Genomic DNA, 24,783 nt, shown 5'->3' with positions numbered 1-24,783 from the left:
CGAACGTGCGTCCGCCGAGGCTTCATCTGGCCGGCTCGCCTGCTTGCGCGACGCGGGCATCTTGCAGGTCGAGCTCGGCCCCCCGCCGGCCGGCTCAGAGCAGGAAGTCGGCGGCGACGAGCGTGGTCACGCCTTCGAGCTTGAGGGCGAAATCGGCTTGGGCGTTGCCGTCGGTGTCGCCATAGACCATGACGTCACCGCCCGTGACCTGGTAGCGCAGCTCGCCGGCATGGCCGGTGAAGGCGCCGTCGCCGAGGAAGGCGAACACCTGGTTGCCGGCCACGCCCTCCTGGGCGTCGATGCCCCTCAGGTCGATCCTGTCGCCCTGGGCGTGGCTGAAGTCGGTGACCGTGTCGTAGTGGCCGGCACCGGGCGCGCTGTCCGCGGCAAGCTTGAAGACGAACATGTCGTCCTGGGCACCGCCGGTCAGCCTGTCCGCACCAGCCCCGCCGATGAGCTTGTCGGCGCCCGTGCCGCCGTCGAGCCAGTCGTTGCCGATGCCGCCGTCGAGTATATCGGCGCCGGTGAGGCCGCCGAGATAGTCGGCGCCCGCCTCGCCGAACAGGCTGTCGGCGCCGACATTGCCGTAGACGGTATCGTTGCCCCCGCCGGCGTGGACCGTGTCGTTGCCGCCGCCGGCGTTGATGTAGTTGGCGGCGCCGTTGCCGGTGATCTTGTCGCTGAAGCCGGAGCCGGATACGTCCTCGATGCCGGTGAACTTGCCGCCCTGCCCCGGCGAACCATAGGTGCCGGCCGCGAGGTCGACGGTGATGCCGGCCGCGGCGTAGCCGAAGCTGATCGTGTCGGTGCCGGCGCCGCCATAGAGCTTGTCGTCGCCGGCCAGCGACGCGCCGACCAGGAAAGTGTCGTTGCCGTCATTGCCCTTGACGATGTCGCTGCCACCCTCGGTCAGCCAGATGTCGTCGTCGCCGCCGCCGCCGATCAGGGTGTCGTTGCCCTTGCTGTCATAGATCGAATAGGAGGCGGAGGTCTCCTTGCTCGCATCGATGGTGACGGCGTTGCCGGCCCCGAGGTCGCCCGCGGGCGAGATCAGCATGTGCTCGCCGGTCTGCAGGTTGTTGTCGTCGAAGATCAGCTTGTAGCTGTGGCCCTCGCGCAGGGTGAAGCGCTCGATGCCGGCCAGGCTGAGCGCGTTGAAGGTCACGCCGGCGCTGTAGTCGCCGTCGAGGTCGATGCCGTCATAGCCGGTGCCGCCATAGATGCGGTCGGTGGCGTCGAGCTCAGCGCCCATGAGGAAATAGTCGTCGCCGCCATTGCCGGCGAAGACGTCGCTGCCGCCGCCCAGGGAGCGGAACAGGTCGTTGCCGGCCCCGCCGACGAAGAAATCGTCGCCGGCGCCGCTGTAGAGGTCGAAGGTGGCGTCGGTCTCGTTCGAAGCGAAGAACTTCACCGACTGGCCGGCCGCGAGACCGCGGGTATCGAGATTGAAGACGGTGCCGGCCGCAACAGCGTCGTCCGACAGGACGAGGGTCATGCCTTCGTCGCCATGGACGCTGATGTTCTCGATGTTCCTGAAATTGCCGGCGTTGAGCTGGATCGTCGTGGCGTAATGCCCGCTCAGGTAAAGAAGGTCGTTGCCGGCCCCGCCGTCGACGATATCGCCGGGCCCGAACGTGTCGCCGGCGGAAATGATGTCGTCGCCGCCCTGGCCGTCGATCACGTCGGCGCCGCCATAGGACATGATCAGGTAGTCGTCGGCCTGGCCGCCGATGATCCTGTCGTCGCCGGCGGAGCCATAGGCCAGGAACGTGCCCTTGGTTTCGGCCGAGCCGTCGAAATGGTAGTTCTGGCCGCCGCTGAAGCCGTAGCCGCTGACCTTCAGGGTCTGGCCGGCGGAGAGGTTCCCGTCGGACATGGTGATGTCGTAGGAGTGCCCGGCCTTCAGCTCGAGCTCCTCGACGTTGCGCAGGCTGGCCGAAGCCAGGACGAGGCCGGCCGAATAGTCGCCGTCGAGCACCACCTTGTCCCAGCCGTCGCCGCCGATGACGCTGTCGGCGGCGGTGAACGTCGCGCCGAACAGCACGGTGTCGTCGCCGTCGCCGGCCACGACCTTGTCATTGCCGCCCTGGCTCATGTCGATGAGGTCGTCGCCGGTCGTGCCGTAGCGGATGTCGTCGCCAGCCGTTCCGAGAATGGACATCTCTTTCTCTCGATGGGAATGATGACGCCGGCCTTGCCGCCGGGCGGGCCGCCCTGTCTCCCACCACGGGGACAGGCTGTTTCCGCTGCGGTATTATGTGATCGACCCATTCCACGATGTGCGAAACCGCACAGCGTTGTTATGCGCATTACAGAAACGCCCAATGCAGCCTCCCCGGGCACGGCAGATACGCCCACGGCCGCAGCCACCACGGCATCCGACGATGCGCAGACATGGAGAATCCAGCTCATGGCCGCCTATATCGCCCTGCTCCGCGCCATCAATGTCAGCGGCACCGGCTCCCTGCCGATGAAGGAGCTCCGGGCTGCCTGCGAGGCGGCGGGCCTGCGCCGGGTCTCCACCTATATCGCCAGCGGCAACGTCGTCTTCGCCAGCGACGCCTCGGCGGCGGCGGTGAAGGCGGTCGTCGCCGGCGTGCTGCGCGACCGCTTCGGCCTGACCCGCAACCACACCATCATCCGCACGCCGGACGATCTCGCGCGGGTGATCGCCGACAACCCCTTCCCGGATGCCGCGGCCGAACGCCCGAGCCTGATGCTCGTCAACGCCCTCGATGGCCCGCCTCCCCCGGATGCCGCAAGCAGGCTGGCGGCTTATGACGGACCCGAGCGAATCCACCTCGACGGCGAGCATCTCTATGTCGACTTTGTCGAGAGCATCGGGCGCTCGAAGCTGACGCCCGCCTTCCTGGACAGGGCGCTGCAGGTGCCGAGCACCGGCCGAAACTGGAACACGATGCGCAAGCTCCTGGACATGGCCCGGGCGATCGAGGCGTAGCCATGGCCGTCCATGTCGCCCTCCTGCGCGCCATCGGCCCCGCAACCCACGCCAGGATGTCGATGCGGGATCTGCGCGAAGGCTGCCTCGCCGCCGGGCTCGACCGGGTCGCGACCTATATCCAGACCGGCAATCTCATCATCGGGAGCGGCAAGCCGGCCGAGGAGATACAGATTGCCGTGGAGGGGGTGCTGCGCCGCTTCGGCCTGGACAACGCCGTCGTGCTCCGCCGCCCTGCCGCGCTGGCGGCGATCGCCGCCGCCGATCCGTTTCCCGAAGCCGCGGCGAGACGGCCGGGAGCGCTCTGCGCGTGCTTCCTTGCGGCAGCGCCGGATGCCGCCCGTCTCGCCAGCCTCCTGTCCCATCCCGGCCCGGAACGGATCGCGCTCGTCGGAGACCGGGATCTGTGCGTCGACTATCCCGAGGGGGTCGCCGGCTCGAAGCTGCTGCCCGGCGTGATCGAACGCCGGCTGGGCACGCTTCTCACGGCGCGCAACTGGAATACGGTCCGCAAGCTCCTGGCTCTCGCCTGTCCCGACGCCGGCTCGTCGGAATAGCGCCCTATCCGACGCGCCTACCCGCGGCATCGATGACCAGTTCGCCGTCCTCCTTTGCGAAAGGCCCCTTCTGCGGCAGCGGCAGGATGTCGAGCACGACCTCGGACGGCCGGCAGAGTCGGGTGCCCCAGGGCGTGACCACGAAAGGTCGGTTGATCAGGATCGGGTGCGCCAGCATCGCATCCAGCAGCCGATCATCTGCTAGCAAGGGATCGTCAAGGCCGAGCGCCGCATAGGGAGCCTCCTTCTGCCGCAGCGCATCCCGGACGCCGATTCCGGCTTCCGCGATCCGGCGCGCCAGTTCTTCCCGCGCCGGCGGCGCCGCAAGATAGTCGACGACAGCCGGTTCGACGCCCGCGTTGCGGATGAGGGCCAGCACATTCCGCGATGTGCCGCAGGCCGGGTTGTGCCAGATGGTGACAAGGGGTGCCGCGGTCATCGCCTGAACTTTCCGGTCGCCGCCGCGCGAGGCGACGAGCTCCACTGCCATGCTCCACCGTGTCGTCGAAACGGGCGGGAAGAGCAAGTGTCCGGACAAGGACGGCGAACGGAAACAAAAATCCCGGGTTGCTGTCGGAACGCGACTTGCCCGATCGTCCTGGGAGTGCGAACGATCCAACCTGGAGTCCCTCCGATGACCGCGACCACCACGGCCGCCCCGACTTCCGACCGCGAGCTCGTGCTCACCCGCCTTATCGATGCGCCTCGCGCCAAGCTGTACCGGGCCTGGACAGACCCCGAACTGCTCAAGCAGTGGTTTGCGCCCCAGCCCTACACCACGCCCCATGCCGAGCTCGACGTGCGCCCTGGCGGCACCAGCACCATCGTCATGCGCAGCCCGGAGGGGCAGGACATGCCGAACCACGGCGTCTTTCTCGAAGTGATCGAGAACGAACGGCTCGTCGCCACCGACGCCTACAGCCGGGCCTGGGAACCCTCGGAAAAGCCGTTCATGACGCTGATCATCACCTTCGAGGACGAGGGCGACAAGACACGCTACACCGCCCGTGTCCGCCATTGGTCGGTTGCCGACCGCGAGGCCCATGAACAGATGGGCTTCCACCAGGGCTGGGGCCTGTGCACCGACCAGTTGGAGGCGCTCGTCGCCCGGATCTGAACCTGCTTCGGGCTCCCGGCCGCCGCAGGCGGCCGGGAGCCTCATCTATACAAGCAAAACCTTCCCATATGGGAAGGTCACGACTTTTCCACAATTGCCCGACAGACGCGAAAGCCTGTGCTTCTCTTGCTGCGCCACGCGCGATTTGCTGGCTTGTTATTCCAAACGACTTGCCCGCGGAATCGAGTTCGTATCCATTGGTGATGATGATTCGCGCCGTCCGCCCCGTCCTCAGCCTGCTCCTCGCGATGGTCTTCGCGATATCGAGCATCGGCTGGAGTTCGGCCAGCGCGCGCCTCACCGCGGCTCCGGCCAAGGCCATGCACCACATGGCGCCGGCGAATGCCGCGAACAGCAACGACAACCATCACGGCAGCCATGCCGCCGTCGCCGGATGTGCCGATACGGATGCGTCCTGTGCCAAGGACGAGGCCGATGATGCGACGAGCGCATCATGCTGCGCGATGGCCTGTCATCTCGCCATCGAGGCCCTTGCGCCCGGCATGCCCTACGACGCCGTCATGCGCGACGCCGAGCGCAGCCTCGCCGCGCCCGGGCGACCGATGACCATGGCCGACCGCCTCGACCGGCCCCCCAGGCCAGCCGGCGCGTCCGTCGGCTGATCCCATCCTTGCTGCCGGGCTGACGGACTATATCCGTCACCGGTGATGCTTGAGGCTCAAGCCGACGGGTCGTCCCGCCCGTGCGCCCTGCGCGCGGCATGCCGCCATCCCCGTCCAGAGCGCTCCGGCGCGCAGCCCATGCGGCTGGCGCCAGGCCGACGCCCGAGGCTCGCCCTTCATGAAGACTGTCATCCTGACGGCCGCCGCCGTCATCCTGTCCGCGTGCTCCGCGCCGCCGACGATCGGTGCCGGCCCGGACCCGGCCGACCCGGCCGTACCGGTGCCGCGCCAGCGCTATGTCCCGGTCACCGCCGGCACCGTCGACTTCCGCCCGGTCGATCCCAAGCCCTGGATCGAACGCAACGACGGCGTCGCACCGAAGACGGGAGCGCCGTGATGTCCTTGTCAGGATTTGCGTATTCCGATCCGCTTCGTCGCGGCGCCGTCGCTGGTGCGCTGCTCCTCACGCTCGGCGGCTGCGCCTCCTTCACCAAGGACAGCGGCATGTCACCGGTCACCAGTCGGGTCTCGGCCACACTGGGCAAGGACACGGTCAAGATCGCCACGCCCGCCGACGCCGTCATGGCGAAGGAACGGGTCGCCCGGCTCCTGTCCCGGCCGCTGACGGCGGATACCGCGGTACAGGTCGCGCTCCTGAACAATCGCGGCCTGCAGGCCGAGTACAACGCCCTCGGCATCTCGGAGGCGGCCTATGTCGCCGCCAGCCTGCCGCCGGCGCCGACCCTGACCTTCCAGCGGGTGACAGCCGGCAGCGCCCTGGAGGTCGAGCGCCAGCTCGTCGCCGATCTCCTGTCGCTCCTGACCCTGCCGACCCGCACGGACATCGCCAAGACCGAGTTCGAGGCGGCACGCTACCGGGCGATCGAGGCCACCTTCCGTCTGGCCGCCGACACGAGACGGGCCTATTACCGGGCGGTGGCGGTGCGCCAGACCGTCGGCTTCCTGCAGCAGGCGCGCGCCTCAGCCGAGGCGGCGGGCGAGCTCTCACGCAAGCTCGGCGAGACCGGCGCGGCCACAAAGCTGGACCAGGCGCGATCCGCCGCCTTCCATGCGGAGGTCTCCAACCAGCTCGCCGAAGCTCGGCTGCGCGCCGGAACGGAGCGCGAGGCGCTGACGCGGGCCATGGGCCTGTGGGGCCGCGACATCGACTACAAGCTGCCGGGACAATTGCCCGAGCTGCCCGCCAGACTGCCCTCGTCCGGCGAGATAGAGGCCGACGCCATCCGCAAGCGCGTCGACCTGATCGCCGCCCGGCTGGAGCTCGATGCGCTCGCCCGGTCGCTCGGCCTCACCGAAGCCACACGCTTCGTCTCCATCTTCGACCTGACCGGCATCGCCAATTACGACCACATCGTCGAGGACGGCAGGAAGGAGAGCGAATATCCGCGCGGCTTCGAACTGGAAGTGCAGATCCCGATCTTCGACGGCGGCGAGACCGCGGTGCGGCGCGCCCGCGAGACCTATATGCAGGCGGTCAACCGCCTGGCGGAACGGGCGATCAACGTCCGATCCGAGGTACGCTCGGCCTATCTGACCTATCGCGGCACCTACGACATCGCCCGGCAATACCGCACCCGCATCCTGCCGCTGCGCCGGACGATCAACGAGCAGGCCCTGCTCGAGTACAGCGGCATGCTGATCGACGTCTTCGACCTGCTGACCACGGCGCGCGAGAGCATCACCGTCAATGCCGCCGCCATTGCGGCCAAGCGGGACTTCCTCCTCGCCACCGTGGACTTCCAGACCGCCGTGATCGGCGGCGGAAGTGGCAGCGTGGCCGGCGGCGGCGAAACCGCCATGGCGGCCGCGGCGCCCGCGGCCGAGCACTGACCGAAGGAGAGAGCCATGACGCTATCCCGTCGAACCTTCCTCAGCGCCTCCGGTGCGGCGACACTGATCAGCGCGGCCGCGGTCTCCGGCCGCGCCGAGGCGGCCGCGGTCTCCGGCCGCGCCGAGGCGGCCGCGATCCCCGAGGCCCCGACGACGAAGCAGGCGACGACGCAGCCGCCGCTCGTGCCGACCACCGGGCCCGACTACAACCCGGTCGTCACCCTGAACGGCTGGACCCTGCCCTGGCGCATGAACGGCGACTGGAAGGAGTACCACCTCGTTGCCGAGCCGGTGATCCGCGAGATCGCGCCGGGCATGGTGGCGCACCTGTGGGGCTATAACGGCCAGTCGCCGGGGCCGACGATCGAGGCGGTCGAAGGCGACAAGGTGCGCATCTTCGTCACCAACAGGCTGCCCGAGCACACCACCATCCACTGGCACGGCCAGATCCTGCCCAACGGCATGGACGGCGTCGGCGGGCTGACCCAGCCGCAGATCAGGCCGGGCAAGACCTTCGTCTACGAGTTCCAGCTCCGGAAGAGCGGAACCTTCATGTACCACCCGCATGCCGACGAGATGGTGCAGATGGCCATGGGCATGATGGGGTTCTTCGTGGTGCATCCGAAGGATCCCGCCTTCCGGCGCGTCGACCGCGACTTCGTCTTCCTGCTCAACGCCTACGACATCGAGCCGGGCTCCTACGTGCCCAAGGTCAACACCATGACCGACTTCAACTTGTGGACCTGGAACAGCCGGGCCTTCCCGGGCATCGACCCGCTGGTCTGCGCCCAGGGCGACAAGGTGCGCGTGCGCTTCGGCAACCTCACCATGACCAACCACCCGATCCACATGCACGGCTACGATTTCAAGGTGTCGTGCACGGATGGCGGTTGGGTGCCGGAGCAGGCGGCCTGGCCGGAGGTGACGATCGACTGCGCCGTCGGCCAGATGCGCGCCTTCGACTTCGTCGCCGACCATGAGGGCGACTGGGCGATCCACTGCCACAAGTCGCACCACACCATGAACGCCATGGGGCATGACGTGCGGACCTATATCGGCGTCGACAAGAAGGATGTCGCCGCAAAGATCCGCAAGCTCGTCCCCGGCTACATGCCCATGGGTTCGGCCGGCATGGCCGAGATGGGCGAGATGGAGATGCCGCTGCCCGACAACACGCTGCCGATGATGACGGGTTTCGCCCAGTTCGGCGCGGTGGAGATGGGCGGCATGTTCTCGGTGGTGAAGGTCCGCCAGGGTCTTGTCGCCGGGGACTACAAGGATCCGGGCTGGTTCAAGCACCCGGAAGGTTCGGTCTCCTACGAGTGGACCGGGGAGTCCAGGAACGCCCTGCGCGCGCCCTCCCCCGTCTTCGACCGGACGACGACGGCGGAGGTCCGGGTGGTCAAGCCCGGCCGCCGCCCCGACCACGGCCAGCACTGAAACCCAGATAGAGGAGCACTGGATGCTGTCGAGAGTCCTGTTACCTGCCCTGTTCGCCGCGGCCCTCGCCGCCGCGCCGGGACAGGCCCTTGCCGACGCCGGACACGGTGCGGGCGAGGCTCGCGCCTATGGCGAGCCCGGCAATCCGAAGAAGCCTGCGCGCGTCGTCACCATCACCATGCGCGAGGGCGAGGGAACCATGCGCTTCGTGCCGAACCGGATCGAAATTCGCCAGGGCGAGCAGATCAGGTTCGTCCTGCGCAACAATGGCGAGCTCGACCACGAGCTCGTCCTCGCCACGCTGCAGGAAAACCTCAAGCACGGCGCCGAGATGCAGAAGAACCCGGACATGGAACATGACGACCCGAACGCCAGGAGGCTCGGGCCGAAGAAGACCGGCGAAATCGTCTGGAAGTTCACCAAGGCCGGGGAGTTCGACTTCTCGTGCCTCATCCCCGGCCACCGGGAAGCGGGCATGTTCGGCACCGTCGTCGTCAAGGCAAAGAAATCATCAGGAGCCATGTGATGCGCAAGACCCTTCTCTCCCTTGCCCTCTCCCTCGTCGCCTCCGGAGCCTTCGCCCAGGCGGCTCCCGTCAGCGGCCAGGTCATCAAGATCGACGAAGCGCAGGGCAAGATCACCCTCAAGCACGGCGCGATCACGAACCTCGACATGGACGCCATGACCATGGTCTTCGCCGTCGGCGACCCGGCCATGCTCAAGACCGTGAAGGTCGGCGACAAGGTCACGTTCGAGGCGGACCGGGTCAACGGCCGCATCACCGTGACCAGGATCGAAAAGGCCAAGTGAGCCTCGGCCGCGGACGCTCGGGCGCTGCCTCAGAAGGCGGAGCCCAGCTTGAAGAAGACCCGCGTCCCCGCATCCGTGAGACCGGCCCGATCCTGCCAGGGGGTCGAGCGTCCTTTCCGAGGCTGCTACCCGTTGGCGTCGAGATCGTCCACGGTGAAGCCGCCGATGGCGCCGTCCCGCATGGAGAACCGCACGGAGGATCGCGATCCCTTCGGCGCGTTCTCTCCGAGCGGGCTCATGGCGAAGACGTCGCCGTCGCGGTGCGTCAGCTGGAAGCGGTCGCCGCGCGGCCCGAGCCTCAGCACCAGCCCCTCGCCCTCCGCTGTCACCTCGGCCGGGCCGAAATGAGCGTTCCCGTACCGGCCGGCATAGGCGCCGAGCGCCCGCGCCGGCCGCGGGTTCCCGGGCGGATCGGCGCCGACGAGGTCGCCGACCCGATCATAATATCCGCTCGTCAGCCGCCTGAAGCCATCGAGCCAGTCCCGCGTCGGCGCGCCATATTGGACGATGTCCAGGAACTGGCGGACGATCGCCTCGGCGGCGCCGGCCGGCCCGCCATTGGTGAGCATCACGATGCCGACATCGACGGACGGGATGATCTGGAGGCAAGCTGTTCCGGACACGCTTCGGAGCCTCGCCGCGAGACTGACGAGCCGGCCTGCGCTGAGCCTGGCTTGCGGTGTTCGCCATGGCGCATGCCCCGAAGCCGCACGCCCATTCTCGACCGGCCCGCGTTCTTCCCCCGCCTCCCGGCCGACGGCCTGCCACGGCCTGTGCCGGTTCGCACGGCCGTGACCGGGAGGGTGGAGCTAGGGTCCTCGCATCAGCCCGGCGATGTCCGCTGGACTCCGACAAGGACCCACGACAATGCGCAAGACCATTCTCGCTCTCGTCCTCGCAGCGGGCGCCCTGGGCGTCGCCACCACGGCCTCCGAAGCCGGCTACCGTCACTATGGCGGCTACGGATATGGCTACGGCTACCAGCAGAGCTACGACTACCAGCCGCGCTACGAATACCAGCCGGCCACCTATTACAGCTGCCGCACCGTCTCCTTCCGCGTCTGGGACGACTATTCCTGCGAATACGTCTATCGCACCAGGGAAGTCTGCAACTGACCAGCGCCGGAGCGTCTCACGGCATTGCCGCGAAGTCGCCACGCCGATAGGCCACCACCATCGCCCTTAATGCCTCCGGCTCGAGCACCTCGACCTTGTCGCCCCACGCGTAGAGGTGCCAGCACATTTCCAGGTGGCCGGACGCGCTGAAGCGGACGATCAGGGAGCCGTCCGGCTCGTCCTCCAGCACCTGCTGCGGATGGAAAACCCAGCCCCGCGCCCGCTCGGCGGCCTCGGGGCTGAAGCGCCATGCGACGGGGCCATACTCCGCGTCGTGCTGGAAGACCCCGAACGCGCGATTGGCGAAGGCCTGGAGGTCGAAGCCGTCAGGGCGAACGAAGCCTTGACCGGTCGCGCGGGCGGCGGCGACACCGTCGAGGCGATACGTCCGGATCGGGCCGTCGGAGTCGCCGACGGGCCGCCCGACCAGATAGCGGCGGGCGCCGGACAGGATGCCGTAGGGCGCAACCCGCCGCGTCTTCGGGGCTTCGTCGGTGCGCGATTGATAATCCAGCTCGAGGATGCGGCAGCCCTTGATCGCCTCCAGAATGGTCAGGGCCGCCTCCTCGTCGATCCTCGGCCGCGGTCCCGGCCGGGCGACGATGCCCTGGGCGTCCAGAAGAGCCTCATGGTCGGTTTCGAGCCGAGCCATGGACTTGCGCGGCACCAGCGCCAGGACCTTGTCCTTCAGCCGCGTCAACGCCTGCGCCTCCAGGGCCGAGCCGGAGCGGCCGAGCTCGGCGATTGCGAGATCCAGCGCCGCAAGTTCCTCGGGGATCAGGCTCAGCAACTCCCGCAGGTGCCCGCCCTCGAACCGCCAGCGCTTGCGGCCATCCTCGCCAAAGCTCGCGACGACATCGGGAAAGCTTCCCTCCAGCGCGCCCATCATGCGCTGGGCCGTGCGATGAACGCAGCGGAAGCGCTCGCTGACGTCATCCAGAGTGACCCCCATGCGGTGGCCGGCCACCATCGTCGCAAGCTCCAGGAGCTGATCTGCTTTCGCGAACGACATAGGCCCCCGACCAACTCCGTCACCCCGTGCATGCTATGCAGCGCAACTGCCGTAGGGGCAAGTTAAATGGGCCGGGTCGGTGTTCACATCCTGTTCAGATGTCCGATTCTGTCGTCCCGGTCGGCGATGCTTCTTCCATCGGAGGGAAGGAAATCGCCATGTTCACCCGACACGCCAGAACCCGCTGCCAGCAACGCGGCATCCGCCCCGACGTGGTTGCCACGCTGCTCGACTATGGTCGTTGCGAGCGCCGGCACGGCGCCGAGGTCTGCTTCATGGACCACTCCGCCCGCCGCCGCGCGGAGCAGGCGCTTGGTCACGACGCCTATGCGCGGATCGCCGACCGGTTGGGGCAGTACCTCGTCGTCGGCGACGATGGGCGGGTGATCACGGCCGCGCCGAGGCTCCGAAGACTGAAGTTCTGATCCATCAATCCCTTGTCCAAGCGAGTATCGAGCCTGATGGCACGCGTCCTGATCTGTGGCGGTCGTGATTTCCAGGATGCCGCGCTGTTCAGCGCGACGATGGACCATCTCGACGCCGAGCACGGCATCGACCTGGTGATCGCAGGCGGCGCGAGCGGGGCCGACGCCCTGGCAAAGCAATGGGCCCTCGACACCAGCAAACAGATCCTCTCGTTTCCGGTCGATCGGGAGACGGACGGTCGCAACGCCGGCCCGATCCGCGACAGACAGATGCTGGATGAGGGCAAGCCGGATCTGGTCGTGGCGTTTCCGGGCGGCGAAGGAACCGCGACCCTGGTGCGCCAGGCGAGGGCGGCAGGCCTCCCCGTCGTGGACATTGCAGCAGCCCTTGCCGCCTCCTCGGGCATTCGATCGATCCGATCGAAACCGAAATCAACCTCCGGGTCCGAAAGCTGTTGACCGAGGCATCGTATCGCCGTTCCGACCCTGTGCGCCCCCGCACGGCGGAGGGACCGGACCCCGGCTAGGGTCCTTGCATCAGCCCGGCGATATCCGCCGGACACCGGCAAGGACCACGACAATGCGCAGGACCGTTCTCGCTCTCGTTCTCGCCGCCGGCGCCCTCGGCGCCGCCACCACCGCCTCCGAAGCCGGCTACCGTCATTACAGCGGCTACGGATATGGCTACGGCTACCAGCAGAGCTACGACTACCAGCCGCGCTACGAATATCAGCCGGCCACCTATTACAGCTGCCGCACCGTCTCCTTCCGCGTCTGGGACGACTACTCCTGCGAGTATGTCTATCGCACCAGGGAAGTCTGCAACTGACCTCCGCGCCGACCGCTGGCGTGACCGGCGGTCCGTCTCAGGGCGATGGCGGAGATTTTTGGCGACTGCCCGGCGGATCCGCGCCTCGCCGTCCACGAGGACGACGGCGCCGGGCGATCCGGGCCGGCTCCGCCCGCCACGATACCATCCTGCTCGACGTCGACAGCGGCCCACAGGCGTTCGACGAGCGCATCGACTTCCGGATTGCCCACCCTGCCGGTGCAGGTCGACCTCTTCCGCTCATAGCGGTGGAGTCGCGCATCACATGATACCAGTATTGCTTTCCGCGTCGGCCGAACGGCGCGACACTGCCCTTTCTCCGTCCTATGCTCGGCGCCGATCCCGATCCGGAGAAGAGGCCCCCCGTGATTCCCTGGTCCCTGCTCGACACAGCGCCGCTGCCCGGCGGCGGCGAGCTGCGCCTCAAGCGGCGTGGCAGCGAGTTCTCGATCATGCTGGGCACCAACGAGCTGATGAACAGCCGGCTCAGCGGCTCGGAGGAGGCGCTCGCCACCCTCTCCTGCGCCCGGCTCCGCGATCGCCCGCGCCCGCGGCTCCTGATCGGTGGGCTCGGCATGGGCTTCACCCTGCGCGCCGCCCTGGTGACGCTCGGTCCCGAGGCGCGGGTCGAAGTGGCCGAGCTAATGCCGGCCGTCATCGCCTGGGCCCGCGGACCGATGGCCGAGGTCTTCGGCGACTGCCTGGCGGATCCGCGCCTGGCCATCCACGAGGGCGATGTCGGCCCGTTGATCCGCTCGAGCCGGGCGCGCTACGACGCCATCCTGCTCGACGTCGACAACGGCCCGGACGGGCTGACGCTCACGGACAATGACGGTCTCTACGACCGGAGCGGGCTCGCGGCCGCCCGCGCGGCGCTGCGTCCGGGCGGCGTGCTGGCGGTGTGGTCCTCGGCGCCGGACCAGGGCTTCACGAAACGCCTGCGGGAGACCGGCTTCACCGCCGAGGCCGTGCGGGTGCGTGCCCATGCCGGCGGCGGGGCCCGGCATGTCATCTGGCTGGCGCAGCGTTGAACCGCGCCCCGGCCCGATCCCGAATCGGCCGGACTTCGTATGATGACGGGCGTCCTCCCCGAACCCGCCGCATCGGAGTCCCCCCTGGAAACCGCCCTCTATCTCCCGGTCAAGCGCTTCCTCGAAGGCCTCGGCTTCGCCGTGAAGGGGGAAGTCGGCGGCTGTGACCTCGTGGCGACCCGGGACGGCGACCCGCCCTTCGTGGTGATCGGCGAGATGAAGCTCAGCTTCAATCTGGAGCTGGTGCTGCAGGCGGTCGACCGGGCGCCGGCCAGCGACGAAGTCTGGCTGGCCGCCCGGCTCTCGGCCCGCGGCAAAGGCCGCGAAGCCGACGCCCGCTTCCGCAACCTGTGCCGCCGGCTCGGCTTCGGCATGCTGGGCGTTTCGACGGCGGGCGAGGTGACGATCATCGTCAGCCCGGACGCACCGATGCCGCGCCGTGATCCGCGCCGCCGCTCGCGACTGGTGGAGGAACATCGCCGCCGCCAGGGCGATCCGGCGGTCGGCGGCGGCTCGCGGGCGCCGATCATGACCGCCTATCGCCAGCGGGCGCTCGCCTGCGCCGGCCTGTTGGCGGAAGGGCCGAAGCGACCGCGCGACCTCAGGCCCGCAGCCCCCGACGCGCCGCAGATCCTGCGCCGCAACGTCTATGGCTGGTTCGCCCGCGCAGGCCGCGGCATCTACGCCCTGACACCCCCCGGGGTCGAGGCCCTGGCCCGCTGGCCGCGGTCCGGAGCGGGCGCACTTGAGGCGTCCGCGCCCCTCCCCTACGATGACGCCCATGCCGCAGACGATGCCACCAGTCTCGGCCAAGCATCCTGACACCCGGCCCGCCATGCCAACCTCGTCGCGCAAGCCTGCCGTGCTCACCAAGGCCGAAGCCCGCCGCATCTGGCTGAAGGCCACCCGGCTCGACGAAGCCACGCCGTTCGGCGAAGGCCCCGATGCCACCCGCGCCGCGGTAGAGCACCTGGGCTATGTGCAGATCGACACCATCAACGTGATCGAGCGCTGTCACCACCACATCCTGTGGTCGCGCATCCCGGCCTATCGGCGCGAGCATCTCCACCAGGCCCAGACCGTCGACAAGACCGTGTTCGAATACTGGACCCACGCCCTGTCCTATGTGCCGGTGCGGGACGTGCGCTACTTCCTGGCTGACATGAAGCGCCATCGCCAGGCGCCGGAGAGCTGGTTCCGGACGGTGAAGAAGGAGGATCTGCGCAAGGTCCTGACGCTGATCCGCCGGGACGGCGCCCTGTCGATCCGCGACATCGACGATGACGTGCTGGTGGAAAAGGACCATGCCTGGGCCAGCCGCAAGCCGTCGAAGCGGGCGCTGCAGCTGGCCTTCTACAACGGCACGCTGACGATCAGCGAACGCATGGGCATGGTGAAGACCTATGAGCTGACGGATCGGCATTTCGGCTGGGAGACGCCGCCGGCGCCGGCGACGGACCGGCAGATCCTGGACTATCTGCTCGACCGGGCGCTGCGCGCGCAGGGCGTGGTCAGCCTAGACTCCATCTGTCACCTCAATGCCGGGCGCAAGGCCGACATCCGCCAGGTGATCGAAGCCAGGATGCGGCGCCGGCGCCTGCTGCCGGTGGTGATCGAAGGCGCGGGCTCGGTCGAGCATTGGGCCGAGCCGCAGGCGCTTGCCGCCGGCCCGCCGCCGCCCGAGGACCGGGTCCATATCCTGTCGCCGTTCGACCCGCTGATCATCCAGCGCAAGCGGCTGAAGCTGTTCTTCGACTATGACCACCGCTTCGAGGCCTATGTGCCCAAGGAAAAGCGGGTGCTCGGCTATTTTGCCCTGCCGGTGCTGGCCGGCGACGAGATCGTCGCCGCCATCGACCTGAAGACCGACCGCGAGAACCAGGCGATGCGGATCCAGCAATGGACCTGGATCGGCCGCGGCAATGATGCGGCGCACAAGGCCCTGATCGAAGCCGAGCTCGACCGCTTCGCGCGCTTCCAGCTCCAGGCCTGACCGCCCTCCCCTCGCGACCGATCGCCTCATGGGCATTGCCCGGCGACAGTGACAGGATCGACGACTGGCCGCGCCGATCGAGCTCGGCTGCCTGTGGGTTGACTTTATCTTGCACTGCCGCATGGATTGCACTGGCTTTCGCACATGCGAAATCGGGAGCGGCATCCCACCGGCGGATCGGGGCTGCGAACGGAGGCGCCGGCGGGGACGCTGCGCCGGGATCAGGAGGGGCGAGCGTGGCGGTTGTGATGTTGGACGTGGCGGAATCGGGCGTCCCGCGCGATGGCGGCAGGGACAAGCCGCTCTATGACGATGTGCGGCTGCTCGGCCAGATCCTCGGCGACATCGTCCGCGACCAGGAGGGGGAGGCCGTCTACGAGGTCATCGAGGCTATCCGCCGCCTCAGCGTCAGCTTCCAGCGCAAGGCGGATGCCGAGGCCGGCCGCAGCCTGGACACGCTGCTCAAGCGGCTGAGCCCGGCCGAGACGGTGTCGGTCATCCGCTCGTTCAGCTATTTCTCGCACCTGGCCAATCTCGCCGAGGATTGCCACAATCTCAGGCTCCACGCCGAGCGCGAGGAGCGGGAGGACTACCAGGACGGCAGCCTGGCCCTGAGCTTCCAGCGCTTCCGCCAGGCCGGGATCGAGCCCGAGCGGATCGCGCGCGTCCTCGCCCGGGCCTGGGTGTCGCCGGTGCTGACGGCCCATCCCACCGAGGTCCAGCGCAAGGTCACGCTCGACGCCGAGCGCGCCGTCGCCGAGCTGTTGGCAGCGCGCAAGGGCCTGACCACGGCGCGCCAGCGCGCCGCCAACGAGACGCAGTTGCGCGCCCGCATCACCCAGCTCTGGCAGACGCGCATCCTGCGCATGATCAAGCTGACCGTACAGGACGAGATCGAGAACGTCCTGAGCTATTACCGCTCGACCTTCCTGCACGAGATCCCGCGGCTCTATGCCGAGCTGGAGAAGCAGCTCGGCCGGCCGGTCGCCACCTTCTTCCGGATGGGCAACTGGATCGGCGGCGACCGGGACGGCAATCCCAACGTCAATGCCGGCACGCTCGTCACCGCCCTGCACCGGCAATGCGAGACGGCGCTGCGCTACTATCTCACCGAGATCCACCATCTCGGCGCCGACCTGTCGATCTCGCGCACCCTCGCCCCCGGCACGCCGGAGCTCAACGCCCTGGCCGACCGGTCCGGCGACACCAACCCGCATCGCGACGACGAGCCCTATCGGCGCGCCCTGGTCGGCGTCTATGCCCGCCTTGCCGGCACGCTCGAGGCGCTGACCAACACCGACGCCCTGCGCCATGCGGTGGCCCCGGCCGAGCCCTATCCGAACGCCCAGGCGCTGCTGGCCGACCTCAGGACGATCGAGACCTCACTGCTGCGCAATCACGGCGCCGCGCTGATCGACGGACGGCTGAGGCCTCTGATCCGCGCCGTGGAGGTGTTCGGCTTCCATCTCGCCACCACGGATCTGCGCCAGAGCTCCGACAAGCACGAGGCGGTCGTCGCCGAGTTGCTGGCGGCAGCCCGGATCGAACCGGCCTACGAGACACTGTCCGAGGAGCGCAAGCGCGAGTTGCTGCTCGGCCTGCTGCAGGACCCGCGCTCCCTGCGTGTGCGCACCCATGCCTATTCGCCGATGGCCGAGAGCGAGCTCGCCATCTTCGAGACCGCGCGGCAGTTGCGCCGGGACTATGGGCGCGATGCGATCCGCCACTACATCATCAGCCACACCGAGACGGTGAGCGACCTCCTGGAGGTGCTGGTGCTGCAGAAGGAATGCGGCCTGATGCGCGGCACGCTGGCGCCGGCCGAAGCAGCCAATGCCGAGGTCGACCTGATCGTGGTGCCGCTGTTCGAGACGATCGAGGATCTGCGTAGCGCCGAGCCGATCATGCGCACCTTCTACGACCTGCCGGGGGTCGAGGCGATGATCCGCAATTCCGGCGCTGAGCAGGACATCATGCTCGGCTACTCCGACAGCAACAAGGACGGCGGCTACTTCACCTCGAACTGGGAACTCTATCGCGGCTCGACTGCCCTCGCCCGCCTGTTCGACGAGAAGCCGGGCCTGACGCTGCGCCTGTTCCACGGCCGCGGCGGCGCCGTCGGCCGCGGCGGCGGCCCGAGCTACCAGGCGATCCTGGCCCAACCGCCGAACACGGTGAAGGGCCAGTTCCGCCTCACCGAACAGGGTGAGGTGATCAACGCCAAATACGCCAATCCGGACGTCGGCCGGCTGCATCTGGAGACCCTGATGGCGGCGACCCTCGAGGGCACGCTGCTGCAGCGCGAGGAGCCGGCGACGCCCGACTTCCTGGCCGCTGCGGCCCGCCTGTCGGAGCTGAGCATGCGGGCCTATCGCCGGCTGGTCTATGAGACGCCCGGCTTCAGCGATTATTTCTTCTCCGCCACGCCGATCACCGAGATCGCCCAGCTCAACCTCGGCTCGCGCCCGGCCTCGCGCAAGGCCAACCAGAAGATCGAGGATCTGCGCGCCATCCCCTGGAGCTTCTCCTGGGGCCAGAGCCGCGTCGCCCTGCCGGGCTGGTACGGCTTCGGCTCGGCCGTCGAGCAGTTCCTGGCGGAGGCGCCGGACGGCATGGTGCTGCTGCGGCGGATGAACTCCGACTGGCCGTTCTTCAGCGCCCTCCTGTCCAACATGGACATGGTGCTGGCCAAGGCCGACCTCGACGTCGCCCGGCGCTATGCCGACCTCGTACCCGACCGCGCGCTCGCCGAGACGATCTTCCCGGCGATCCAGGCCGAGTTCCAGCGCGTGCTCAAGGCGCACGAAGCGATCACTGGCCAGACCCAGCGCCTAGCGGACAATCCCAGCCTTTTCCGCTCGGTCTCGCACCGCGCCGCCTACATCACGCCGCTGAACCACCTCCAGGTGGAACTGATGCGACGCTGGCGCAGCGGCCAGATCGACGAGAAGGCCCAACGCGGCATCCTGATCTCGATCAACGGCATTGCGGCCGGGCTGCGGAACACGGGCTGACAGGGACACCTGGGGCAGAGATCACCCGCGGCCTGACGCGCATGGAGATGGGGCTGGGCCTGCGCGCCAACCTGGCGATCATGGCCGTCGCGGTCTTGCTCCACAGATTGTCGCGGAGAGCCCCGCAGCTGAGCGAACCGCCGGGCGTGGCCTGACCGCCAGTTGCCGTTCTGGTGTAAGGCTTGCAGCTCACAGATGCCAAGGAGCAGGGCTGTCATGGTCACGAGCGTCACGACCGCTCCTTTGCAGCCTTCTCCCGAGGGCGCCCGGCCCAAACGCCTTCGCATCGGCTTCGTCCTGGCCAAGGACTTCACGATGTCAGCCCTTGCGCTGTTCATCGACACGTTGCGCCTTGCCGGCGATGAGGGCGATCGCAGCGGCAAGGTGCACTGCGATTGGGAGTTGTTGAGCGCGACGGGCCAGCTCATCCGATCGAGCACCGGCGTCGAGATCGCGCCGACTGCCGGACTGGGGGACCCGAAGAGATTCAGCCACATCGCCGTTGTCGGCGGGCTCCTGCGCGAGGCCGAACAATTGGACGCCGCGGGCCGCGAGTTCCTGTTCAGGGCCAACGCTGCCCAGGTCCCCCTGATCGGGATCTGCACCGGCGCTTTCATCCTGGCCCAATGCGGCCTGATGAAGGGCCGCAAGGCCTGCGTGAGCTGGTTTCACTATCACGACTTCAAGGAACGGTTCCCCGATGTCGACGTGATGGCCGATCGGCTCTTCTTCGTCGACGGCAACCGGATCACCTGTGCCGGGGGAGCGGGCGCCGCCGACGTGGCGGCATTCCTGGTCGAACGGCAGCTCGGCGGTGCCGCCAAGCAAAAGGCCATGCAAATCCTCCAGATCGAACGGGCTCGCGCACCGTCCGATCCGCAGCCACGCATCCCCTTCGAAAGGCTCGTCAGCGATGAGCGGGTGCGCCGTGCCCTGCTGCTCATGGAACAGAATTTGAGCAGCCCGGCCAGGATCAGCGCGATCGCCTCCCAGTGCGGCATCACCGCCCGCGGCCTGGAGCGGCTTTTCCTGGCGCAGACGGGCAAGAGGCCCAATCGCGCCTATCTCGACCTTCGCCTGGAGGCGGCCAGGCATCTGGTCGTCTCCACGCAGGAACGTTTCACGGAAGTCGGCCTCTCGACCGGCTTCTCGCCGTCCAATTTTTCCAAGCGATTCAAGGAGGCCTTCGGCATGTCGCCGAGGGCCTATCGCGCCGAGCAGCAATGCGACAGGTAGGGCGCGCGTCCTCTCAGGGCCGGCGGCCTTCCGCCACGATCGCATCGCCCAGGCGCACCGTCTCGCGCACCAGCAGGTCCAGGTCCTCGCGCCGGGTGCGGTGGTTGGCGATGGCGGCCCGCAGGCAGTGCTCGCCATGCACCGTCGTGTCGGACACGACGGCGGTGCCGGCCTCCTGCAACCGCAGCATGATCTCGGTGTTGAGCGCCTTCGGATCGCCTCCGCCCGCGGCAGGCCGGTAGCGGTAGCAGACGATGTTGATGCTCGGCGGCGCCACCAACTCCAGCTTCGGCTCGGCCTCGACCAGCCCGGCGAGATACCGGCCCTGGGCGATGTTCTGGTCGATCAGACGGCCGAACTTCTCGATGCCATGCTCCTTGAGCGCCATCCAGATCTTCAGCGCCCGGAAACCGCGCGAGGTCTGCAGGCCGTAGTCATAGAGCCAATCGGTCGCGGCGAGGCCGCGGGGCGCCGGCTGCAGATATTCCGGCGTGGTCGCGAAGGCGGCCCGATGCGCGGCGGCGTCGCGGACCAGGGCGCAGCCGGCCTCGAACGGGGCGTGCAGCCATTTGTGCGGGTCGAGCGCCAGGGAATCCGCGCGCTCGATGCCGGCAACCCGGTGCGCGTTCCCGGGCGCGACGGCGATGAGCGCACCGATGCAGCCGTCGACATGGAACCAGAGGTCCTCTGCCGCCGCCAGTTCGGCAAGGGCCTGCAGATCGTCGATGGCGCCGGTGTTCACCGTGCCGGCCGTGCCGATCACGCAGGCGGGCCGGAAGCCGGCGGCGCGGTCCTCGGCGATCGCCGCCCGGAGGGCGGCGAGATCGATCCGCAGGTCGGCGTCGGTCCGGATACGGCGCAGGGCCTGGTTTCCCAGCCCGAGCGTTTCGACCGCCTTGCGATGGCAACCGTGGATCTGGTCCGAGCCGTAGAAGCGCAAGGGCTTGTCGATCGCGGCGACGCCATGCTCGCGCACGTCGATGCCGGCCTTGACGTTGCGCGCCACGGTCAGGGCGACAAGGTTGGCCATCGAGCCGCCGCTGACCAGCGTGCCGCCGGCCGAGGCCGGGAACCCCATCATCTCCTTGCACCAGTTCACCACCTGCTGGTCCAGGAAGGCGGCGGCATGATTGCCGCCGCCGAGGTTCGAGCCCTGGATCGCCGCCAGGAAGTCGGCGAGCGCCCCGGTGAAATTGCTCGATCCCATGTACCAGGCCCAGAAGCGCGGGTGGATGTTGCCCATGGGATAGGGCATGACGGTCTTGGCGACCTCGAGATAGACCTCGGCCAACGGCGCCGGCTGGCGCGGCAACGGCGCGTCGAAGAGCACCTTCACCGCCGCCGGCGTCTCCCGCCAGGCCGGTCGATTGCGGATATCGCCGAGATAGAACACGGCCTCGTCGATGATCCGGTGCGACAGCGCCCGCACGCTCGCCCAATCGTCCGGATCGAGCGTCTCCTCGGCTGTCACGCCCGAGTCGGCCCGTCCTCCATCCATGGCATCCTCCTGCGTTGCACCGTCAGGCGGCCGGGAACTGGTATCCGGGCGTCGAGCGGGACAGGGCGAGCTCCTCTTCGTCCATCTCCGCCTCGACCCCGTCGAACAGCGGCGTGCTGAGATAGCGCTCGCCGGTATCGGGCAGCATGCACAGGATCACGGAGCCGGCCGGGGCCTCCTCGGCGACGGCGCGCGCCACGGCAAAGGTGGAGCCGCCGGATATGCCGGTGAAGATGCCTTCCTGCTGCGCCAGCGCCTTGGCCCATTTCATGCCTTCGGCGCCGGCGACCGGCACGATCTCGTCATAGAGCGAGGCGTCGATCGCCTCCTGCAGCACATAGGGAATGAAATCCGGCGTCCAGCCCTGGATCGGATGCGGCTCGAAGGCCGGATGACTGACGGCAGGCGCGCCGTCGGCCGTCCGTTCCTGCACGCGGCCGCTGCCGAGGAGCTGCGCATTGGCCGGCTCGCTGAGGATGATCCGTGTCTCCGGCCGTTCCCGCCGCAGCACGCGCCCGACGCCGACGACGGTGCCGCCGGTGCCGTAGCCGGTGACGAAGCAGTCGAGCCGCGAGCCGGCGAAATCGTTGATGATCTCTCGCGCCGTCGTCGCCTCGTGGATGGCGGCATTGGCGCGGGTCTCGAACTGCCGGGCCAGGAACCAGCCATTGGCCTCGGCCAATTCGACCGCCTTCTTGTACATGCCGACGCCCTTCTGCGCCCTGGGCGTCAGCACGACCTTGGCGCCCAGCATGCGCATCAGCTTGCGCCGCTCGACCGAGAAGCTGTCGGCCATGGTCACGACCAGCGGGTAGCCCTTCTGCGCGCAGACCATGGCCAGCCCGATGCCGGTGTTGCCGCTGGTGGCCTCGACGACGGTCTGCCCGGGCTTCAGGGCGCCGGAGCGCTCGCCCTCTTCGATGATGTTGAGCGCCAGCCGGTCCTTCACCGAGGCAGCCGGGTTGAAAAACTCGGCCTTCACATAGATCGTCGCGTGGGCCGGGGCGAGATTGTTGATGCGGATCGCCGGGGTATCCCCGACGGTGTCGAGAATGCTGTCGAAGAGGCGGCCGCGGCCGGCCGTGGTCCTGCAAGCGGTTTCAGAGGACATCGGTGCTATCTCCAGTGGTCATGGCGAGCCGGACCGCCCCTGCTCCGCTCGCAGCAGACTTGCAGTCGCTCCCGAAGGGAGCAACGCGGATGCGGCTCCCCGGGTTCGGTGATAGAACAGCTGCAATGGGGCCAACGTTGGAGGGGGCGTGGAAACGCGCGTGGAATCCGCTTCGTCAGGCGAGGGCGGAGCGGAGACCGGCCTGCAGCTGCAGTTGCTCGGTCCCCTGACGATCCGCCGGGCGGGCGCCGCGCTGGACCTTCCGGCGTCGCGCAAGCTGCGCGCGCTTCTCGCCTATCTCGCCCTGGCCCCCCATCCCGTCAGCCGCAGCCGGCTGTGCGACCTGCTGTGGGACATCCCCAACGACCCGCGCAGCGAACTGCGCTGGTGCCTGAGCAGGTTGCGTCCCATCCTGGACGAGGCCGGCCATCGCCGGATCGTTGCGGCGGGCGAGATGCTGGCGCTCGATCTTTCCGGCTGCCGGATGGACGTCGCCGAGATCACGGCGGCCGCCGAGGCGGGGTTCGAAGCGCTGGATCCCGAGCGGCTGCGGGCGCTGTCGCGACTCTTCGCCGGCGACTTCCTGGAGGGGCTGGTCCTCGATCACTGCCCGCATTTCGACACCTGGCTCGCCGCGCAGCGGCGCCGTTGCCGGGCCCTGCATGCGGCGCTGCGGGAGCGCCTGGTCGCCAGCCTGCCGGCGGATGGCGACGAGAGGGCCACCCATGCCGAGCGCTGGGTCGAGCTCGCGCCGCTGGACGAGCGCGCGCATCTCACCCTCCTGGCCATCCTCGCGCGGCGCGGGCAGGCCGATGCCTGCGAGGCCCACCTTGCCGCAGCGGAGCGGCTCTTCGAAGCCGAGGGGCTGGACTTCGCCCCCGTCCGCGAGGCCTGGCGCCTCGCCAGGGCCCAACGGCCGAGCCACGCCTTGCCAGCGGCGGCACCGGCAGCGCGACCGGATGCCGGACATGCCGCCCCTTCCCGCCGCGCCTCGCTCGCGGTGATGCCCTTCGCCGAAGAAACAGGCCCCCGCGGCGGAGTGGCGGATGGCTTGACCCACGACATCATCACCCGCCTGGCCAAGCTCAGGGATCTCTTCATCATCGCACGCGGCTCGGTCTTCGCCCTTGCGGGCGAGGGCATCGGTCCCGAGGAAGCAGGACGCAGGCTGGGCGTCGACTATATCGCAGGGGGCACCGTGCGGTGCCAAGCCGGCCGCATCCTGGTCCGGGTCGACCTCGTCGAGGTCGAGACGGCCCGGATCGTCTGGGCGGAGACCTTCGACTGCCGGTCCGACGACACCTTCCTCGTCATCGACCAGATCGGCAACAGCATCGTCTCCTCCATCGCGTCCGAGATCGAAACGGCCGAGCGCAACCGCGCCATCCTCAAGCCGCCGAACTCGCTCGATGCCTGGGAAGCCTATCATCGCGGCCTCTGGCACATGTATCGCTTCACCAAGGCCGAGAACGAGCAGGCCCGGCACTTCTTCGAGCTGTCCGTCCGGCTCGATCCTACATTTGCCCGCGCCCATGCCGGCCTGTCCTTCACCCATTGGCAAAGCGGCTTCCAGCGCTGGGGCGATCGCGACCGCGAGGGCGGCCTCGCCCTCGAAGCGGCCTCCCGGAGCCTCCTTGCCGACGACCTCAACCCCTCGGCCCACTGGGCGATGGGCCGGGCCCTGTGGCTGCGCGGACGACAGGACGATTCGCTGCACGAGCTGGGAAAGGCGGTCGACCTCAGCCCGAACTTCGCTCTCGGGCACTATGCGCTATCCTTCGTCCATTCCCAGTCGGGCGATCCCCAAGCCGCCATCGGCTCTTCCGATCACTCGCGCCATCTCAGCCCGTTCGATCCGCTGCTGTTCGGCATGCTGGGAGCCCGGGCCATGGCCCATGTCCGCCTCGGCGAGTTCGAGGAAGCCGCGGAGTGGGCCGTCAAGGCGGCCGCGCGCCCCAACGCACACACCATCATCCTGGCGATCGCCGCCCATTGCCTGGCGTTGGCCGGACGGATCGAGGAAGGTCGCAGCTTCTGTGCCGCCATCCGCGCGACACTGCCCCATTATTGCGCCGACGACTTCCTGGCAACGTTCCGCTTCGCGCCGGACGCCGAGGCGCTGTTCCGGCAGGGCGCCAGGCGCATCGGGCTGGGATGATCC

25 protein-coding genes and 1 pseudogene are annotated in these 24,783 nt (G+C 68.5%); 20 read left to right on the top strand and 6 right to left on the bottom strand.

The annotated features are described in order from the left end of the window. Positions 1-94 precede the first annotated feature (94 nt). The gene (locus AC27L4_RS05085) at positions 95-2,161 is read right to left on the bottom strand and encodes a calcium-binding protein (RefSeq protein WP_487140890.1); all 2,067 of its coding nucleotides are present in this window, start codon (positions 2,159-2,161) and stop codon (positions 95-97) included. A gap of 249 nt (positions 2,162-2,410) precedes the next feature. On the opposite strand from AC27L4_RS05085, the gene AC27L4_RS05080 reads away from it, so the two are divergent. Together AC27L4_RS05080 and AC27L4_RS05075 are read left to right on the top strand one after the other, a co-directional pair. Further along, positions 2,411-2,959, top strand: coding sequence for a DUF1697 domain-containing protein (locus AC27L4_RS05080; protein WP_487140888.1), 549 nt, complete (start codon positions 2,411-2,413; stop codon positions 2,957-2,959). A gap of 2 nt (positions 2,960-2,961) precedes the next feature. Further along, positions 2,962-3,516 (top strand): DUF1697 domain-containing protein, encoded by a 555-nt coding sequence (locus AC27L4_RS05075; protein ID WP_487140887.1) that lies wholly within the window; start codon positions 2,962-2,964, stop codon positions 3,514-3,516. A gap of 4 nt (positions 3,517-3,520) precedes the next feature. On the opposite strand, the gene arsC is transcribed toward AC27L4_RS05075, so the two are convergent. Beyond that, positions 3,521-3,955: an arsenate reductase (glutaredoxin) gene (gene arsC / locus AC27L4_RS05070; protein ID WP_487140986.1), complete on the bottom strand. Its 435-nt coding sequence runs from the start codon at positions 3,953-3,955 to the stop codon at positions 3,521-3,523. A 195-nt stretch (positions 3,956-4,150) separates the two neighbouring features. Between arsC and AC27L4_RS05065 the strand changes: the two genes are divergently transcribed. The 7 genes from AC27L4_RS05065 (at position 4,151) to AC27L4_RS05035 (ending at position 9,357) form a co-directional block, all read left to right on the top strand. Continuing rightward, the gene (locus AC27L4_RS05065) at positions 4,151-4,633 is read left to right on the top strand and encodes an SRPBCC family protein (protein WP_487140886.1); all 483 of its coding nucleotides are present in this window, start codon (positions 4,151-4,153) and stop codon (positions 4,631-4,633) included. Between the two features lie 68 nt (positions 4,634-4,701). Then, on the top strand, positions 4,702-5,256 hold the full coding sequence (locus AC27L4_RS05060; protein ID WP_487140885.1) for a hypothetical protein: 555 nt from the start codon (positions 4,702-4,704) through the stop codon (positions 5,254-5,256). 178 nt (positions 5,257-5,434) lie between these two features. Continuing rightward, a complete protein-coding gene (locus tag AC27L4_RS05055) occupies positions 5,435-5,653 on the top strand; it encodes a hypothetical protein (RefSeq protein ID WP_487140884.1) in 219 nt (72 codons plus the stop codon). Then, positions 5,653-7,107, top strand: a complete 1,455-nt coding sequence (locus AC27L4_RS05050) for a TolC family protein (RefSeq protein WP_487140883.1) — start codon at positions 5,653-5,655, stop codon at positions 7,105-7,107. Before AC27L4_RS05055 ends, AC27L4_RS05050 begins: the two co-directional genes overlap by 1 nt. Positions 7,108-7,122: 15 nt before the next feature. Continuing rightward, a complete protein-coding gene (locus AC27L4_RS05045) occupies positions 7,123-8,547 on the top strand; it encodes a multicopper oxidase family protein (RefSeq protein ID WP_487140882.1) in 1,425 nt (474 codons plus the stop codon). A 22-nt stretch (positions 8,548-8,569) separates the two neighbouring features. Beyond that, complete coding sequence (locus AC27L4_RS05040; protein ID WP_487140881.1) at positions 8,570-9,073, top strand: cupredoxin domain-containing protein; 504 nt, start codon at positions 8,570-8,572, stop codon at positions 9,071-9,073. Further along, a complete protein-coding gene (locus tag AC27L4_RS05035; protein ID WP_487140879.1) occupies positions 9,073-9,357 on the top strand; it encodes a copper-binding protein in 285 nt (94 codons plus the stop codon). The genes AC27L4_RS05040 and AC27L4_RS05035 overlap by 1 nt, the downstream gene beginning before the upstream one ends. 125 nt (positions 9,358-9,482) lie before the next feature. Here the strand turns inward: AC27L4_RS05035 and AC27L4_RS05030 are convergent, their stop codons facing one another. Next, complete coding sequence (locus AC27L4_RS05030) at positions 9,483-9,980, bottom strand: DUF3471 domain-containing protein (RefSeq protein ID WP_487140877.1); 498 nt, start codon at positions 9,978-9,980, stop codon at positions 9,483-9,485. Positions 9,981-10,224: 244 nt separating this feature from the next. On the opposite strand from AC27L4_RS05030, the gene AC27L4_RS05025 reads away from it, so the two are divergent. After that, on the top strand, positions 10,225-10,473 hold the full coding sequence (locus AC27L4_RS05025) for a hypothetical protein (RefSeq protein WP_487140876.1): 249 nt from the start codon (positions 10,225-10,227) through the stop codon (positions 10,471-10,473). Positions 10,474-10,489: 16 nt separating this feature from the next. On the opposite strand, the gene AC27L4_RS05020 is transcribed toward AC27L4_RS05025, so the two are convergent. Continuing rightward, positions 10,490-11,443 carry a helix-turn-helix transcriptional regulator gene (locus AC27L4_RS05020; RefSeq protein WP_487140875.1) on the bottom strand — a complete coding sequence of 318 codons (954 nt, stop codon included), beginning with the start codon at positions 11,441-11,443 and terminating at the stop codon, positions 10,490-10,492. A 200-nt stretch (positions 11,444-11,643) separates the two neighbouring features. Between AC27L4_RS05020 and AC27L4_RS05015 the strand changes: the two genes are divergently transcribed. The 9 genes and pseudogenes from AC27L4_RS05015 to AC27L4_RS04975 all read left to right on the top strand — a co-directional run bounded on the left by AC27L4_RS05015 (position 11,644) and on the right by AC27L4_RS04975 (position 20,013). Further along, the gene (locus AC27L4_RS05015) at positions 11,644-11,910 is read left to right on the top strand and encodes a hypothetical protein (protein ID WP_487140873.1); all 267 of its coding nucleotides are present in this window, start codon (positions 11,644-11,646) and stop codon (positions 11,908-11,910) included. 36 nt (positions 11,911-11,946) lie between these two features. Next, positions 11,947-12,369: a DUF2493 domain-containing protein gene (locus AC27L4_RS05010; RefSeq protein ID WP_487140872.1), complete on the top strand. Its 423-nt coding sequence runs from the start codon at positions 11,947-11,949 to the stop codon at positions 12,367-12,369. A gap of 121 nt (positions 12,370-12,490) precedes the next feature. Next, positions 12,491-12,739: a hypothetical protein gene (locus tag AC27L4_RS05005; protein WP_487140871.1), complete on the top strand. Its 249-nt coding sequence runs from the start codon at positions 12,491-12,493 to the stop codon at positions 12,737-12,739. Between the two features lie 365 nt (positions 12,740-13,104). Beyond that, positions 13,105-13,770: a polyamine aminopropyltransferase gene (locus AC27L4_RS05000; RefSeq protein ID WP_487140870.1), complete on the top strand. Its 666-nt coding sequence runs from the start codon at positions 13,105-13,107 to the stop codon at positions 13,768-13,770. 84 nt (positions 13,771-13,854) lie between these two features. Then, positions 13,855-14,592, top strand: coding sequence for a DUF2161 domain-containing phosphodiesterase (locus AC27L4_RS04995; protein WP_487140985.1), 738 nt, complete (start codon positions 13,855-13,857; stop codon positions 14,590-14,592). Positions 14,593-14,605: 13 nt separating this feature from the next. Next, positions 14,606-15,763, top strand: a complete 1,158-nt coding sequence (locus AC27L4_RS04990) for a winged helix-turn-helix domain-containing protein (protein ID WP_487140984.1) — start codon at positions 14,606-14,608, stop codon at positions 15,761-15,763. A 248-nt stretch (positions 15,764-16,011) separates the two neighbouring features. Further along, on the top strand, positions 16,012-18,777 hold the full coding sequence (gene ppc / locus AC27L4_RS04985; protein WP_487140982.1) for a phosphoenolpyruvate carboxylase: 2,766 nt from the start codon (positions 16,012-16,014) through the stop codon (positions 18,775-18,777). A 2-nt stretch (positions 18,778-18,779) separates the two neighbouring features. Further along, positions 18,780-18,932 (top strand): annotated as a pseudogene (locus AC27L4_RS04980) (ABC transporter permease); the annotation flags it as partial. A 7-nt stretch (positions 18,933-18,939) separates the two neighbouring features. Beyond that, complete coding sequence (locus AC27L4_RS04975) at positions 18,940-20,013, top strand: GlxA family transcriptional regulator (RefSeq protein WP_487140868.1); 1,074 nt, start codon at positions 18,940-18,942, stop codon at positions 20,011-20,013. A 13-nt stretch (positions 20,014-20,026) separates the two neighbouring features. Here AC27L4_RS04975 and AC27L4_RS04970 read toward each other — a convergent pair whose 3' ends face one another. After that, positions 20,027-21,511, bottom strand: a complete 1,485-nt coding sequence (locus AC27L4_RS04970) for a pyridoxal phosphate-dependent decarboxylase family protein (protein ID WP_487140866.1) — start codon at positions 21,509-21,511, stop codon at positions 20,027-20,029. 22 nt (positions 21,512-21,533) lie between these two features. Beyond that, on the bottom strand, positions 21,534-22,622 hold the full coding sequence (locus tag AC27L4_RS04965; RefSeq protein ID WP_487140865.1) for a PLP-dependent cysteine synthase family protein: 1,089 nt from the start codon (positions 22,620-22,622) through the stop codon (positions 21,534-21,536). A 160-nt stretch (positions 22,623-22,782) separates the two neighbouring features. Here AC27L4_RS04965 and AC27L4_RS04960 point away from each other — a divergent pair, with 160 nt between their 5' ends. Next, the gene (locus tag AC27L4_RS04960; protein ID WP_487140863.1) at positions 22,783-24,780 is read left to right on the top strand and encodes a transcriptional regulator; all 1,998 of its coding nucleotides are present in this window, start codon (positions 22,783-22,785) and stop codon (positions 24,778-24,780) included. Positions 24,781-24,783: the final 3 nt, after the last annotated feature.

The sequence above is a fragment of the Labrys sp. Lb11 genome (assembly GCF_057554225.1).
This window is presented reverse-complemented; position numbering and strand designations above follow the sequence as displayed.

Bases quoted from the DNA above. Each gene is read 5' to 3' on its own strand.
- AC27L4_RS05085 (WP_487140890.1), bottom strand. From the start codon at position 2,161: ATGTCCATTCTCGGAACGGCTGGCGACGACATCCGCTACGGCACGACC.
- AC27L4_RS05080 (WP_487140888.1), top strand. From the start codon at position 2,411: ATGGCCGCCTATATCGCCCTGCTCCGCGCCATCAATGTCAGCGGCACC.
- AC27L4_RS05075 (WP_487140887.1), top strand. From the start codon at position 2,962: ATGGCCGTCCATGTCGCCCTCCTGCGCGCCATCGGCCCCGCAACCCAC.
- arsC (WP_487140986.1), bottom strand. From the start codon at position 3,955: ATGACCGCGGCACCCCTTGTCACCATCTGGCACAACCCGGCCTGCGGC.
- AC27L4_RS05065 (WP_487140886.1), top strand. From the start codon at position 4,151: ATGACCGCGACCACCACGGCCGCCCCGACTTCCGACCGCGAGCTCGTG.
- AC27L4_RS05060 (WP_487140885.1), top strand. From the start codon at position 4,702: ATGGGAAGGTCACGACTTTTCCACAATTGCCCGACAGACGCGAAAGCC.
- AC27L4_RS05055 (WP_487140884.1), top strand. From the start codon at position 5,435: ATGAAGACTGTCATCCTGACGGCCGCCGCCGTCATCCTGTCCGCGTGC.
- AC27L4_RS05050 (WP_487140883.1), top strand. From the start codon at position 5,653: ATGTCCTTGTCAGGATTTGCGTATTCCGATCCGCTTCGTCGCGGCGCC.
- AC27L4_RS05045 (WP_487140882.1), top strand. From the start codon at position 7,123: ATGACGCTATCCCGTCGAACCTTCCTCAGCGCCTCCGGTGCGGCGACA.
- AC27L4_RS05040 (WP_487140881.1), top strand. From the start codon at position 8,570: ATGCTGTCGAGAGTCCTGTTACCTGCCCTGTTCGCCGCGGCCCTCGCC.
- AC27L4_RS05035 (WP_487140879.1), top strand. From the start codon at position 9,073: ATGCGCAAGACCCTTCTCTCCCTTGCCCTCTCCCTCGTCGCCTCCGGA.
- AC27L4_RS05025 (WP_487140876.1), top strand. From the start codon at position 10,225: ATGCGCAAGACCATTCTCGCTCTCGTCCTCGCAGCGGGCGCCCTGGGC.
- AC27L4_RS05020 (WP_487140875.1), bottom strand. From the start codon at position 11,443: ATGGTGGCCGGCCACCGCATGGGGGTCACTCTGGATGACGTCAGCGAG.
- AC27L4_RS05015 (WP_487140873.1), top strand. From the start codon at position 11,644: ATGTTCACCCGACACGCCAGAACCCGCTGCCAGCAACGCGGCATCCGC.
- AC27L4_RS05010 (WP_487140872.1), top strand. From the start codon at position 11,947: ATGGCACGCGTCCTGATCTGTGGCGGTCGTGATTTCCAGGATGCCGCG.
- AC27L4_RS05005 (WP_487140871.1), top strand. From the start codon at position 12,491: ATGCGCAGGACCGTTCTCGCTCTCGTTCTCGCCGCCGGCGCCCTCGGC.
- AC27L4_RS04990 (WP_487140984.1), top strand. From the start codon at position 14,606: ATGCCAACCTCGTCGCGCAAGCCTGCCGTGCTCACCAAGGCCGAAGCC.
- ppc (WP_487140982.1), top strand. From the start codon at position 16,012: ATGTTGGACGTGGCGGAATCGGGCGTCCCGCGCGATGGCGGCAGGGAC.
- AC27L4_RS04970 (WP_487140866.1), bottom strand. From the start codon at position 21,511: ATGGATGGAGGACGGGCCGACTCGGGCGTGACAGCCGAGGAGACGCTC.
- AC27L4_RS04965 (WP_487140865.1), bottom strand. From the start codon at position 22,622: ATGTCCTCTGAAACCGCTTGCAGGACCACGGCCGGCCGCGGCCGCCTC.